At 62.8% G+C, this 13,497-nt stretch carries 12 protein-coding genes; 4 read left to right on the forward strand and 8 right to left on the reverse strand.

Annotation, left to right across the window (positions count from 1 at the left end):
• Nucleotides 1–40: 40 nt before the first annotated feature.
• Nucleotides 41–667 carry a hypothetical protein gene (locus BLP10_RS05025; RefSeq protein ID WP_091131090.1) on the forward strand — a complete coding sequence of 209 codons (627 nt, stop codon included), beginning with the start codon at nucleotides 41–43 and terminating at the stop codon, nucleotides 665–667.
• Between the two features lie 10 nt (nucleotides 668–677).
• On the opposite strand, the gene BLP10_RS05030 is transcribed toward BLP10_RS05025, so the two are convergent.
• On the reverse strand, nucleotides 678–1,565 hold the full coding sequence (locus tag BLP10_RS05030) for a YihY/virulence factor BrkB family protein (protein ID WP_425286936.1): 888 nt from the start codon (nucleotides 1,563–1,565) through the stop codon (nucleotides 678–680).
• A 172-nt stretch (nucleotides 1,566–1,737) separates the two neighbouring features.
• Nucleotides 1,738–3,348, reverse strand: coding sequence for a calcium-binding protein (locus BLP10_RS05035; protein WP_091131094.1), 1,611 nt, complete (start codon nucleotides 3,346–3,348; stop codon nucleotides 1,738–1,740).
• Nucleotides 3,349–3,669: 321 nt separating this feature from the next.
• On the opposite strand from BLP10_RS05035, the gene BLP10_RS05040 reads away from it, so the two are divergent.
• The gene (locus tag BLP10_RS05040; RefSeq protein WP_091131097.1) at nucleotides 3,670–4,536 is read left to right on the forward strand and encodes a DMT family transporter; all 867 of its coding nucleotides are present in this window, start codon (nucleotides 3,670–3,672) and stop codon (nucleotides 4,534–4,536) included.
• Between the two features lie 52 nt (nucleotides 4,537–4,588).
• Here BLP10_RS05040 and BLP10_RS23075 read toward each other — a convergent pair whose 3' ends face one another.
• The 4 genes from BLP10_RS23075 to BLP10_RS05060 all read right to left on the reverse strand — a co-directional run bounded on the left by BLP10_RS23075 (nucleotide 4,589) and on the right by BLP10_RS05060 (nucleotide 7,572).
• Nucleotides 4,589–4,756 carry a hypothetical protein gene (locus BLP10_RS23075; RefSeq protein ID WP_175493768.1) on the reverse strand — a complete coding sequence of 56 codons (168 nt, stop codon included), beginning with the start codon at nucleotides 4,754–4,756 and terminating at the stop codon, nucleotides 4,589–4,591.
• Between the two features lie 111 nt (nucleotides 4,757–4,867).
• Nucleotides 4,868–5,956: a TRAP transporter substrate-binding protein gene (locus BLP10_RS05050; RefSeq protein ID WP_091131102.1), complete on the reverse strand. Its 1,089-nt coding sequence runs from the start codon at nucleotides 5,954–5,956 to the stop codon at nucleotides 4,868–4,870.
• 154 nt (nucleotides 5,957–6,110) lie between these two features.
• The gene (locus BLP10_RS05055) at nucleotides 6,111–6,725 is read right to left on the reverse strand and encodes a hypothetical protein (protein ID WP_091131105.1); all 615 of its coding nucleotides are present in this window, start codon (nucleotides 6,723–6,725) and stop codon (nucleotides 6,111–6,113) included.
• Nucleotides 6,726–6,849: 124 nt separating this feature from the next.
• Complete coding sequence (locus tag BLP10_RS05060; RefSeq protein WP_091131109.1) at nucleotides 6,850–7,572, reverse strand: DUF4142 domain-containing protein; 723 nt, start codon at nucleotides 7,570–7,572, stop codon at nucleotides 6,850–6,852.
• A 135-nt stretch (nucleotides 7,573–7,707) separates the two neighbouring features.
• Between BLP10_RS05060 and BLP10_RS05065 the strand changes: the two genes are divergently transcribed.
• Entirely contained in the window at nucleotides 7,708–8,814 is a 1,107-nt protein-coding gene (locus BLP10_RS05065) for a S1C family serine protease (RefSeq protein ID WP_091131113.1), read from the forward strand.
• Between the two features lie 11 nt (nucleotides 8,815–8,825).
• On the opposite strand, the gene BLP10_RS05070 is transcribed toward BLP10_RS05065, so the two are convergent.
• Entirely contained in the window at nucleotides 8,826–10,094 is a 1,269-nt protein-coding gene (locus tag BLP10_RS05070) for a glycoside hydrolase family 1 protein (protein ID WP_091131116.1), read from the reverse strand.
• A 164-nt stretch (nucleotides 10,095–10,258) separates the two neighbouring features.
• Here BLP10_RS05070 and hpf point away from each other — a divergent pair, with 164 nt between their 5' ends.
• Nucleotides 10,259–10,663: a ribosome hibernation-promoting factor, HPF/YfiA family gene (gene hpf, locus BLP10_RS05075; RefSeq protein WP_091131119.1), complete on the forward strand. Its 405-nt coding sequence runs from the start codon at nucleotides 10,259–10,261 to the stop codon at nucleotides 10,661–10,663.
• A 62-nt stretch (nucleotides 10,664–10,725) separates the two neighbouring features.
• On the opposite strand, the gene clpB is transcribed toward hpf, so the two are convergent.
• On the reverse strand, nucleotides 10,726–13,350 hold the full coding sequence (clpB, locus tag BLP10_RS05080) for an ATP-dependent chaperone ClpB (protein WP_091131123.1): 2,625 nt from the start codon (nucleotides 13,348–13,350) through the stop codon (nucleotides 10,726–10,728).
• Between the last annotated feature and the right edge of the window lie 147 nt (nucleotides 13,351–13,497).

Genomic DNA, 13,497 nt, shown 5'->3' on the forward strand with positions numbered 1-13,497 from the left:
TGGTCTTTCTCCCTCGGCCCTCGCGCTTGAAGACGGAGCAATGGCCGACATGCAGGTCTGGCGCGTCGAGGATGTCGCTGCCCGGCGTGCCAGGATGCCGGCCGCGAGCTATTCCCTGAACCGCACGCAGACCTGGGCGAACGGGCTTGCCGCATCCCGCTTCTCCACCTTCACGCCGTTCGATTCCGCCAAGAGCGTCGGAGCGAAGATGCAGCCGTTCCAGGATTGGAACTTCATGGTCGGCACGGAGCTGACGAGGAACAGCGGCGAAAACCGTTTCCTGTCATCGAAAGCCATGTGGGAGACATCCTGGTCGCGGGATATGCATACGCTCGGAGGCCTTGAAATCGGCCTCTCGACAATGGGCTCCGTGGACAACGCGCAGGCCGACTATTTCCAATCGCTGAGCGGAAACCTGCACGTACCGCTGGGGCTGCCTTTGAATGCATGGGACATGAAGCTCCGGGTCTCTCCCAACATGAACGTGGACGTGTCCAACGGAACGCTCAGCTCAAGTCTCATGTCGGAGCTTCTGGGGCAGACGGTGCTCAGCTCCGATTCCGAGTTTCAATCGGTTCTCAACGTTTCCGTCGGCTACAGCCTCGCGCCGGATACGCGCCCCGCGGGATTGGCGAGGGTGGAACTCAGGATTTCGCCGAAGCTCTAGAAACGCATCCCTAAGGGAGCGTGATCACATCGGCCATGTTGGGCTTCGGTTCCTTCCCAAGCCGTCTCTGCTTGGCGGCGAGGATCGTGCCGTTCAATTCGCCGCCGAACAGGAAGATCGCGCCCAGGGTGTAGAGGAAGATCAGCGCCACCATCGCCGTGGCGAGGCTGCCATAGGTCGAGGCGTAGGCGCTCGGATAATAATCGAGATACCAGCTGAAGCCGAAGCCGCCGAGGAGCCACAGGAAAAGCGTGACGCTCACTCCCGGCAGCACCGACCGGAAGCTGCGCCGCCCGGCGGGAACGAGCTTGTGGGCCAGCATGAGCCCCGCCACGATGATGATTGTTGCAACGCCGATCCGCAGGAACCCCACCAGCACATCGAAAGGCTGCAGGGCCGGCACCCATCGCAGCACGCCGCGCCAGATGAAGGGGCCAAGGACCACGAGAAGGGCCATGGCCATGAGCACGAAAGCGCCGCCGATCACGAAGGCGATGGATTCGAGCCGGGTGAGCCACCACGCGCGGGTCTCGCGCACGTTATAGGCGCGGTTGAGACCCACCCTGAGGCTCTCCACGCCGCTCGATGCGAAATACAGGGTCAGCACCACGCCCAGGGTGAGCACGTCACTGCGCCGCCCGGTCATGATGGTGTGGATCTCCCCGGCAATGGGCCCCGCGATCTCCTCGGGCCATGCCTCGAGAATGAGGTCGGCGACCTCGTCGGCGAGCGTCCCGGTGCCGAACACGCTCGCGAGCGCCGTCACCAGGATCAGGAAGGGGAAGAAGGAGGTCAGCACCGACAGCGCGATATGGCTCGCGATCGCCCAGGCATCGTGCAGCACGAAGCGGTTCATGGTGATCACAAGCAGTTCGAACGTGAGGCGCAGGCGTTTCAACAATGGGGCTCCAGGCTGCTGGAGATGGTGCGGCGAGAGGGCGGTGCAAGGCAAGACCGCCCAACCTTGGCAGGAACCTTGCCCCAATCAGTCTTAAACGGCAGCGCTGCCGTTCGTTCCCATAAAAAAGGCCTCCCGGAGGAGGCCTTCACAGCTTTCCGATCGCGAAGGATCAGATCACGAGGATATCGGCAGCCGTCAGATTGATCTTCTTGTCGAACTTGATGATCTCGACGGCCTTCTTGGAGCCCGATCCGTCCACATCGTAAGACAGGGTCTTCTTGCTCTTGTTGTAGATGATGTAGTCGTTCTTGTCCGTGGCCTTGCTGCCGAGCTTGAAGAAGTCGTCCTTCAGCTTGCCGGTCTTCTTGAGCTTCTTGAAGATCGCGTTGTCGAGCAGGATCTTGTCCTGCTTGACCTTGAAGTCCGTGATGCGATCGAGGTTGAACGTCTTGTTCGTCCTGTGGTCGCCGATCTTGCTGTCGAAAACGAACGAGTCGCGGCCGGATCCGCCCGTCAGGACGTCGTTGCCGATGCCGCCGTTGATGCGGTTGGCGCCGGAATTGCCGAGGATCGTGTTGGCGGAAGCATCGCCCGTCAGCGAGATGCCAACGGATCCGGTGGCGATCACCTTGCCGCTGAACTGGCTGCCGTTGAAGTTGGCCGAGGTGTAGACGATGTTGTTGCCCTGGCTGTCGATCACCACGTCGCCTGCATTGTCGACGTAATAGGTGTCGTCGCCGCCACCGCCTTCCATCGTATCCGCGCCGCGCCGGCCGTCGATGATATTGTTGGCTTCGTTACCGATGATGTGGTTGGTGTGGTAGTTGCCGTAGAGGTTGATCGCCCCGGCTCCGGCAGCCGCCTGGAACAACTCGATCTCGCCATCGCCGCGTGCGGCCAGATCGAAGGTGACGGTGGTGATCACATGATCGTAGCCTTCGCCGCCGCGCTCGCGCACATAGTCAAGGGCATTATCGACATAGTAGAGATCGTTGTCCGCAAGGCCCTGCATATCGTCGGCGCCGAGGCCACCGTAGAGGGTGTCGTTGCCGCCCTTGCCGACCAGGATGTCGTCGCCGATGCCGCCGTCGATGTAATTGGCGCCGGTATTGCCGTTGAGCGTATCGGCATAGTTGGAGCCGGTCAGGTTCTCGAAACCATTGATGTTGTCGCCATTCGCATCGCCGAGACTTCCAAATCCGTTGACGGCTCCATCAGCGCTGTTGAGGGTGACATTCACGCCCGAGCCGGCTGTCGCATAGGAAAGCGTATCGATTCCCGCGCCGCCCCGCAGAATGTCAGCGCCCACACCGCCGATGATCGTGTCGTTGCCGTCACCGCCCTGGATATCGTCGATGCCCGCGCCGCCGTTGAGCCACTCGGAGACGGCGTTGCTGCCCACGATCGTGTCGTTGTGGTTTGAGCCGATGACGCCTTCGATGCTCACGTAAGAGTCGGAATCCGTTCCGGCAGCGAACGCGGGGCCAGTCGAAGGAGTATTCACGTTGAGATCGATCCGCAGCCCGGATGTGGAATACTCATAGGAAACGATGTCGAAGCCAGCCCCACCGATGAGATGATCTTCCCCAAGGCCGCCGATCAACGTGTCGTTGCCGTCGCCGCCTGAGAGCTCATTGCTGCCGTCAGAGCCCGTGAGGACGTTGTTGAGCGCATTTCCCTGAACATTGCTGTGCAGGGTGGAAGCGCCACCCGGAATCTCAAAATTCACCTCGCCCGCTTCGAGGACAAAGGTGTTCGTTGCATCTTTGTAGGTTGCCATGAGGTGTCCCCCCTTGCTTGGTGTCACTAATTTTTGCGGTATCTCGGTCGACTAGGGTTGGCCTCAGAGATGCTGGCCCACGACGCCGAATTCATGTGATTCGTGCTTATTACATACAATATTACGTAACGTTTAACAGCTCCGGCTTCACCGGGGTGGAAGCCATAATGTCACAGCTCGGCTTCAGGATGTGCTTCGACGCACGAGGCCGCTCTCCGAAGCGTGAGGCATGGCTCCGGCATATCGACAAGAAGACCCTGAGAGGCCTAGAAGGGGGAGCCCTTTTCAATCGGCGCTCCAAGCACCTTCCGGCCCATCCCCATGCCCTCATCCCCGCTCGCCCGCCTCGCGCCGCCGCTCTTCGTGCTCATCTGGGCGACGGGGTTCATCGTGGCCCGGGCGGTTGCGCCCTATGCCGATCCCCTGACCTTCCTGCTGGTGCGATACCTGCTGGCCCTTGCGGTTCTGGGGCTCATCATCCTGGTGGCCAGGGCGTCCTGGCCCCGTACGGCGAGTGAATGGAGGAACGGGCTCATCGCCGGGGCGCTGCTCCACGGGTGCTATCTCGGCGGCGTGTTCTGGTCCGTGAAGCATGGTCTCCCGGCTGGGATCTCCGCGCTGGTGGCGGGCCTTCAGCCCCTGGTGACGGGGGCTCTCGCCGGGCCCCTGCTGGGCGAGACGGTTTCAGGCCGCCGCTGGGCGGGCATCGGTCTCGGCTTCGTGGGGGCTGTCCTCGTGGTCGCTCCCAAGCTCGGGGCCGGCGGCGTGCCGGCATTCCCGCTTCTGATCTGCATTCTCGGCATGCTCTCGATCACCGTCGGCACGATCTGGCAGAAGCGCGCGGGCAGCGCGCAGGACCTGCGGGTGAATGCCTTTGTGCAGTATATCGGCGCCGCCGCCGTCACCCTGCCGATGGTATTGCTGACCGAAGAGATGCGCATGGAATGGACGCCGCCGCTGATCGGCGCCATGGCCTGGGCCGTGCTCGGCCTGTCCATCGGCGCGATCGGCCTGCTGCTGTTTCTCATCCGGCAGGGCGCTGTCGTCGGCGTGGCGACGCTGCTCTATCTCGTGCCGCCGGTCGCGGCCATCATGGCCTTCGTGATCTTCGGGGAGGCCTTGAGCCTGATCCAGATGCTCGGCATGGCCTGCGCGGCCCTGGGCGTTGCCGTTGCAAGCCGCAGCTGACATGGAAAAACCCCAGGCCTCAGGCCTGGGGCATCGCATCGGATAACGAAACTTACTTCGTGATCTTCACAGAAACTGGGTCGCTGGCCGGGAAGGTTTCTTCCACGCCTTCATCCAGCTTCTCGTCGAGAGACTTCTTGGAGTTCTCCGGCAGCTTCTCGTCCTTGGACTGAGATTTGTCGGCCTGTTCATCCTTGTTGCGCATCTTGTCGTTGTTCATGGGGATCTCCATGGGCTTGGAAAAAGCGTTCCCCTGAACAACGCCGCACTCAAGGCTTCGATCCCGCCAAGGTGAGGAAAAGGCGACGCTTGCGTCGCCTTTCCAAGAAGCTTACCGCTGGCCCTGCTGCTGGTTGACGAAGTAGTCGAAGGGCAGCTCGGCGATGCGGAACCAGGTCAGCTCCTTCTCGCGGAAGGCGCTCCAGTGATCGAAGATCTTCTTGAACTTCGCGTTGGACGCCGCGATGTCGCTGTAGGTCTTGAAGGCTTCCTTGTAGCTCTGCTCCATCACATCGCGCGGGAAGGCGCGCAGCTGCGCGCCCTGCGAGACGAGACGGCGGATCGCCTCGGCGTTCTGCGCATCGTATTTCGCCATGCACAGGGCATTGGCTTCGGCGCAGGCGGCTTCCAGGATGGCCTTGTAGTTGGCAGGCAGCGAGTTCCACTTCTCCATGTTCACGTAGAGCGAGGGCTGGGCGCTGCCTTCCCAGAAGCCGGGATAGTAGTAGTACTTCGCAACCTTCACGAAGCCGAGCTTCTCGTCGTCGTAGGGTCCGGAGAACTCCACCGCGTCGAGCGTGCCGCGCTCCAGCGCCGGATAGATGTCGCCGCCCGCGAGAACCTGCGGCACGACGCCGAGCTTCTGCAGGATCTGGCCGCCCATTCCGGCAATGCGCATCTTGAGGCCCTGGAGATCGGCAACCGAGTTGATCTCCTTGCGGAACCAGCCGCCCATCTGCGCGCCGGTCTGGCCTGCCGGGAAGGAGATGACGTTGTAGTCCTTCAGGAACTCGCGCACGAGGTCGAGACCGCCGCCGTAATACATCCAGCCATTGTGCTGGCGCACGTTCATGCCCCACGGCACGGAGGTGTCGAACATGAAGGTGGGATCCTTGCCGATGTAATAGCTCGACAGGGTATAGCCGCATTCCACGGTGCCGTTCTGCGTGGCGTCGAGCACCTGCAGGCCGCTCACGATTTCGCCGGCGGCGAACACCTGGATCTGGAACTTGTTGTCTGTGGCGGCTGCCACGCGCTTGGCCACCATCTCGCCCGCGCCGTAGAGGGTGTCGAGGCTCTTGGGATAGCTCGACGCCATGCGCCAGCGAATCTCGGGCTGGGACTGCGCGATCGCAGGCGAAGCCACGACGCCTGCCGCTGCAGCGAGACCGGCGCCTTTGAGAACGTTTCTTCTATCCATGAGAGTTTCCCCGTAACTTTATTTCAATTAAGTCATTCGACTTGAACGATCCATAAAGCCCAAGGGAGGTGCTGTCACTCCGCCTTCCGGCTGAGTGAACAAAGACATGCCTCGGAGACATGGCTCCGAGGCAGTGGAATCGTATCGAAAAGGATCAGCGTTCTTCCGATCCGCCCTTGGAAAGGGGGCGGTCGACCTGGCCTTCCGCGGCGCGGCCTGCGCGCTTCGGCGGCTTCTCGTCCCCGGTGGAGGACAACGACTTTCCACCGGACTGGCTCGCCGTAGGATGCCCGCGCACGAGCGTTCCTTTCGGCACATCCACCGCATTGCCGGGAGCGGGCACGCGCTTGCGCGAGGTCGCGCCGCCGCTCATTCCCGTCGATCCCGTTCCTGCATCCGTCTGAGCTGCGCGAGCCGCGGGGCTTTTGTTCGCCGTCGTCGGCACGCCTTCGGCGATCTCCTCGTTGGACAGGGTGAAGCTGGCGTCATCGTCTTCCTCTTCCGGCACTTCCTTGAAAGAGCGGATTCCCGCCTTGGAACCGCTGGCGATCCGTCCGTCGTCCACGTGATCGATGTCGAGATCGGGATCGAGTTTCTTCGTTGCGCCCATCACGCCGGTGGCTTTCGCCGCTGCGCGCTTCGTGTTGCCGACATCGTTGCGCTGAGTCGGGCCCGCGATGAAATCGTCGCCGCCTTCTTCCTGCACAAGCTCGTTCAACACTTCATCGACCGGAGGCTCAGGCGGATTTCCGCGCTTGTCTCGCGCCATCGGATATTCCTCTTCTTCGTTTCCCGGCGGGCTCGAGAGCGTGCCCGCCTATCTTGAAAAGCAACGGCCTGTTGAAAGAGGTGTTCCGGCCCGCGCCGTGCAAACAGGCGGGGCCGCGACACCTTTAGCGGCCAAGCTCCTTCTGCATGGTTTCGAGCAGCACGATGTGCTCCTTGATCTGGCCGCGCGCGAGCTTGGCGATGTTGGTCATCTCGCGGTTGCCGGAGTTCTTTAGGTAATCTTCCTGCAGCTTCAGAAGCTTCTGATGTCCCTGAATCTGCATGGTCACGTATTCACGATCCAGCGCGGCGCCGGGCTGGGCTTTCGACAGGCGCTCCATGGCGGCGGAGTCCTCCTGCGACAGTTCCGGTGCCGTGGCGGCCGAAGCCTGTGCGCCCGCGGAGGTCGATGCGGTCGCGGCCGGATCGGCGAAGGAGCGCATGACATCGGTGAGGGTATTCTGCTCGCCGATCTCGAATTCGGCGAACTGCTTCACGCGCGGATCCTGCGCCTTCGAGAGGGCGAAGTTCGATTGCTGAAGCGAGACCGTGCTCAATGCGAGCGCCTGCTGAACGTATTGGCGATCGGCCTGAGATTGCTGCTGGCCTTGCGCGGAGGGTGCGCTGTTGGCTTGGCCCTGCCGCATCGGCGTCTGCGTATCCTGCGGAGCGCCGCCCTGCTGCGTGCGCTGCTGGCGCTGTTCCGCACCCTGGCCGAGGGCCTGGTTAGACCGCGTTTCGGTCGGCTGCGGCGTTACGGGATAGGACGGTGCCTGACTTTGCTGAGCGAAGGCGGGAAGGGCGAAGGCGGCGGCGATGCCAGCAACCATGAGACGGCGAGAGGACATGAGCTTCTCCTGAAAGGGCCTGTGGTGTCGAACGCTCGCCGAAGAGTTTTGTTCGAGATATCAGTTGGGAGGAACGAAGTCCGTCCAAGCGCGTCCATTGTGTGAGATCGCATGCGGCAACCACACGGAGAAGAGATGCAGGAGCGGACGACACGGCTCATCATGTTGGCGGTTGCGGTGCTGCTGGCGATCCTTGTGATTCAGCCTTACGTCAGCACCTATCTGTTTTCTGCCCGCGAACCGCGTGCGGTGACGGCGCGCGGCGACCTGTCGGAACTGGAACGCTCGACGATCCGCGTGTTCGAAACCGTGGCGCCATCCGTGCTGCAGGTCGTGAGCGTGTCGAACCGTGGCTTCACGACGGAAGCGGAGCCGTCGGGATCGGGGACGGGTTTCGTCTGGGATGCCGCCGGTCATGTGGTGACCAACGATCACGTGGTGGCAAACGGCACAGGCTTCGTGGTGCGTCTCGCTTCCGGCGAAGTGGTGCCTGCCGAAGTGGTGGGCCGCGCGCCCAACTACGATCTCGCGGTGCTGCGGCTCAACACCCGGAGCGGCTTGCCAGCCCCTGTCGCCATTGGCGGCTCCGCCGATCTCAAGGTGGGGCAGACGGCCTATGCCATCGGCAATCCCTTCGGCCTCGACCAATCCCTCACCACAGGCATCATCAGCGCGCTCAAGCGCCGCCTGCCGACAAGCGGCGGACGTGAGATCGCCGACGTGATTCAGACCGACGCCGCCATCAATCCCGGCAATTCCGGCGGCCCGCTGCTCGATTCCGCAGGGCGGCTGATCGGCGTGAACACGGCGATCTACTCTCCCTCCGGAGCGAATGCAGGCATCGGCTTTGCCATTCCCGTCGATGTGGTGAACCGGGTCGTGCCGGAGCTCATCCGCAGCGGTCGCGTTCCGACGCCCGGCATCGGCATTCTCGCGGCGAACGAAGCCGTCGCCGCTCAGCTTGGCGTCACCGGCGTCATCGTTGCGGGCGTGGCGCCAGGCTCGCCCGCGGAACAGGCCGGGCTGCGCGGAGTCGATCCCACCATCGGCGCCATCGGCGATATCATCATCGGCATCGAAGACGTGCCGGTGCGGCGTCTGTCCGATCTCACGGACCGGCTCGAGCGCGAAGGCACGGATAAGACCGTGACGCTGAAGGTGATGCGCAACAACCGCACCCGCGATGTCGCGGTGCGCGTGGTGGATGTGGGTGAAGTGGCGCAGCGACAGCCCCGGCGGTGAAACCGCCGCGCTCAGCACCAATCCTTGTCGGACGTGACGTTCATCCGCTCGGCGGCTTCCTTGATGTCGGAGAGATCGACGGGATCGCTGAACGGGTCCTCATCCAGAACCGTGACCCGGTTCAGAATGGTCTGCCACTTCCGCAACTCATCGATGTAGGGCTGGTACGGCACACGCTTGAGGGTGCCGTTCTCCTCCACGAGATCGCACAGGCCGTTGTGCAGCCACTCCCCCGTGTGCCAGTCGGGCATGTCGATTGCGGGAAAGAGGCAGACGCCGTGCAGATCGATGCCCTTGCGCACGGCGGCAAGCGATTCCTCGACGATGTCGCACAGCCAGTCCGGGCGGCCCTCCCGCAGGCCGCTCGTCTCGCCCACGATCATCGGACGGTGATAGCGCTCCCAGGCATAGCTCAACAGATCGCCAAGAGGGCGGATCCGCTCGTCATGGGGTTCGAGCGAAGCATGCGGGCCATGCTCGCGATATTCCATCTGCCCGAACGAGTAGCAGTTGACGCCTACGATATCGAGCACGTCCGGCGAGCCGCCGAGTTCGGGATGACGCCGACCGGCAATCACGTCCCAGGCGAAGAACGTGTCCTCGTAGGTCTCGCGATCCGCCTCGTCCCGAAGGTCGGACCTGTCGCGCGGAGCCACGACGAGGATCAGCGGATCGATGTGAACCATGCGCGCTTCAGGGTCGACGTCGCGGATAGCCTTCACGGCTGCGATGTCGGCGCGGCACAGAGCCAGACGCAGCTTGATCCGCTGCTCGTTGGTGGTGCCGAAGGGAGCGGTCCAGCCCCATTCGCCGCCCATGAAGGCGAAGAAGGTGATCTCGTTGATCGGAGTAAAGAAATGCGGGCCGTGAATGCGCGTGGTCACGTATTCAGCGGCGGCGCGGGCATAGGCCGCGAAACGCTCCGCGAAATCGTCCGCGAAGGGATCCGCGTCGTCCGGATAGCCGTAATGGCAGAGATCCCAGATCGGCAGGATCTGGTGGCGGTTCATCGCATCGATGAAAGGATCGAGGCATGAGAAGTCATAATCCGCGCCCTTGTCGACGAACGGCCAAGGTATGCCCTGCCGCGCAACGGCGATGCCGAGGGAGCGGAGAAACGCGTAATCCTCGTCCACGTGTTCACGGTGCTGCGTTTCTGCGACGAGATCGCGCCGTCCCTGGTCCTTCCAGATGAAGGTGGAACACTCGAAGCCCGAGAGAAAGAACGTCGGAAAAATGCCGGGTCCGCTCGTGGCGGCAGAACCTGTTGCGGGCTGCATGATCCTGTGCAAGGCTGGCGTCCTTCTCTGCGTGAAGGGATTTTTCCGTTCGCGAAAGCTAAACAGGATATAACTGCCGCCGGAAAAATTTGTTTCCTTTCATCCTGAAACCTTCTTGCAGAACAGCCGTTAGCCCTCGAACCTTCACACCAACGGAGGACCGAATGAGTCTAGAAGGCGCCGAAAATGCGATCCTGGTGCAAAGCTCGAATGTCGATCTGGGAGATATGTTTCCCGAATATGCCAGAACCAACATCCGCCAAGTGGCGAGCAAGTATTTCGGAAGGCTGAGCACCGCCTCCGTACACGTCACCCGCGAGGGAAACACCTATCGGTGTACGGTGAACATCCAGATGGGCGCTTTGAAGGTGATGACCGGCGAGGCCAAGAACAAGGACCTCTATGCCGGCTTCAGGCAGGCTTTGCAGAAGACGGCCAAGCAGCTGCGACGTTCAAAGCGCGAGTTGCGTGAGGACAAGGTCGCTCGCACCAACAAGGACATGCTGCTCCGCGAGGGCAACAGGCCCCCGGCCCGCGATGAGGACGATTTTCGCGCCGCTGCGGAATAGCAATCAGACATGAGAAAGGCCGGGTTCGTCCCGGCCTTTCCTATTGCCATGATTGATAGCGATCAGTTCAACCGCACGCCTTCCGGCGGGCGCTCCGTGGCCTTGGCCACGACGGCGTCGCCGATGGTCAGGCCCATGGGGCCTGCATGCACGGGGACGGACTCGCCGTCCTTGATCTCACCGGCCAGGATGGCCTCGGCCAGCGGATCCTGAACGTTCTTCTGGATCACGCGCTTCAGCGGACGCGCGCCATAGGCGGGGTCGTAGCCCTTCTCGGCAAGCCACGCGCGGGCATCGTCGTCGAGTTGCAGCGTGATCTTGCGATCTTCCAGCAACTTCTGCAGGCGGGTGAGCTGGATGTCGACGATGGCACCCATCTCCGAGCGCTTCAGCCGGTGGAACAGAATGATCTCGTCCACACGGTTGAGGAACTCGGGCCGGAAGTGCGAACGCACCACGCCCATGACTTCATCGCGCACCGCGTCCGTATCCTGACCCTCGGGCTGGTTCACCAGATACTCGGCACCCAGGTTGGAGGTCATGATGATCAGCGTGTTGCGGAAGTCCACGGTGCGGCCCTGGCCGTCCGTCAGGCGCCCGTCGTCGAGCACTTGCAGCAGGACGTTGAAGACGTCCGGATGCGCTTTCTCGATCTCGTCGAACAGCACCACCTGATAGGGCCTGCGGCGAACCGCTTCCGTCAGGGCGCCACCCTCCTCATAGCCGACATAGCCGGGAGGCGCGCCGATCAGGCGGGCGACCGAGTGCTTCTCCATGTATTCCGACATGTCGAGGCGCACGAGCGCGGTTTCGTCGTCGAACAGGAACGCGGCGAGAGCCTTGGTAAGCTCCGTCTTGCCGACGCCCGTGGGGCCGAGGAACATGAACGAGCCGATCGGCCGGTTCGGATCCTGCAGGCCTGCGCGCGCGCGGCGCACAGCCGTCGAGACGGCTTCGACCGCTTCACGCTGGCCGACGACGCGTTTGCCGAGATCCTGCTCCATGTGCAGCAGCTTCTCGCGCTCGCCTTCCAGCATCTTGTCGACGGGCACGCCGGTCCAGCGCGAGACGACCTGCGCCACGTGGTCGGGCGTCACCGCCTCTTCCATCAGGCCGCCGCCATCGGCTTTCTCTTCCACATCGGCAAGCTGCTTCTCCAGGCCCGGGATGACCCCGTAGGAGAGTTCGCCCGCCTTCGCCCAATCGCCGTTGCGCTGTGCGGAAGCGAGCTGGTTGCGCGCCTCTTCGAGCTTCTTCTTCAGATCGGCGGCGGCGCCCAGCTTGTCCTTCTCCGCCTTCCAGCGCGAGGTGATGGCAGCCGATTGCTCCTCCAGATCCGCAAGCTCCTTCGTCAGACGCTCGAGGCGGTCCTTGGAAGCGGCATCCGTCTCCTTCTTGAGAGCCTCCTGCTCGATCTTGAGACGCACGATCTCGCGGTCCACGTTGTCGAGCTCTTCCGGCTTCGAATCGACCTGCATGCGCAGGCGCGACGAGGCCTCGTCCACGAGGTCGATGGCCTTGTCCGGCAGGAAGCGGTCGGTGATGTAGCGGTTCGAGAGCGTGGCCGCGGCCACAAGCGCGGAGTCGGTGATGCGTACGCCGTGATGCTGCTCGTATTTCTCCTTCAGTCCGCGCAGGATCGACACCGTGTCCTCCACGGTGGGCTCGCTCACGAAGACAGGCTGGAAGCGACGGGCGAGTGCTGCGTCCTTCTCCACGTGCTTGCGATACTCGTCGAGCGTGGTCGCGCCGACGCAGTGCAGCTCGCCGCGTGCAAGCGCAGGCTTCAGGAGGTTCGAGGCGTCCATCGCGCCATCGGCCTTGCCCGCGCCGACCAGCGTGTGCATCTCGTCGATGAAGAGAATGATGCCGCCTTCGGCTGCCGTCACTTCGTTGAGCACGGCCTTCAGGCGCTCCTCGAACTCGCCGCGATACTTTGCGCCCGCGATCAGCGCACCCATGTCGAGGGCAAGCAGCTGCTTGTCCTTCAGCGACTCGGGCACGTCTCCATTGACGATGCGCAGGGCAAGGCCTTCCACGATGGCGGTCTTGCCGACGCCGGGCTCGCCGATGAGCACCGGGTTGTTCTTGGTGCGGCGCGAGAGCACCTGGATCGTGCGGCGGATTTCCTCGTCGCGGCCGATCACCGGATCGAGCTTGCCCTCGCGGGCCGCCTCGGTGAGGTCGCGGGCATATTTCTTCAGCGCATCATAAGCGTTCTCCGCCGTCGCATTGTCGGCGGTGCGGCCCTTGCGCAAGGCATTGATGGCATTGTTCAGCCCTTGGGCCGTCACGCCGGCCTGGGCCAGAATCTTGCCGGCCTCCGAATCCTTCTCGACAGCGAGCGCCAAAAGCATCCGTTCGACGGTGACGTAGGAATCGCCGGCCTTCTCGGCAGCCTTCTCGGCGGTGTCGAAGAAGCGCATCAGGTCGCGCGTCGCCTGAGGCTGCGCGGCGGAGCCGGATACTTTCGGCTGCTTGGCGAGCCATTGCTCGACCGCTGCATGCGCATCGCGCGAGCGTCCGCCCGCGCGGTCGATAAGGCCGGCGCAGAGGCCTTCCGGATCGTCGAGCAGGACCTTCAGCACATGGCCGGGGGAGAGCTGCGGGTGTCCTTCCCGCATGGCCAGATTTTGCGCAGCCTGAACGAAACCCCGGGCGCGCTCGGTGTATTTTTCGAAGTTCATATAATCATCCCTCCTCAAGCTATCCCGCCCTCTTCGAGGCACAGGCCAGCTCAGTGATGTCGGACCTTCTTCAGGAAGCATCCGCTGCGCTTAAGGTGGGGGCAAGGCGCAAGAACAACAAGAGGGGTCTTAAGGGGAACCCCTCTT

It is taken from the genome of Microvirga guangxiensis, from assembly GCF_900102135.1.
Taxonomy (GTDB): Bacteria; Pseudomonadota; Alphaproteobacteria; order Rhizobiales; family Beijerinckiaceae; genus Microvirga; species Microvirga guangxiensis.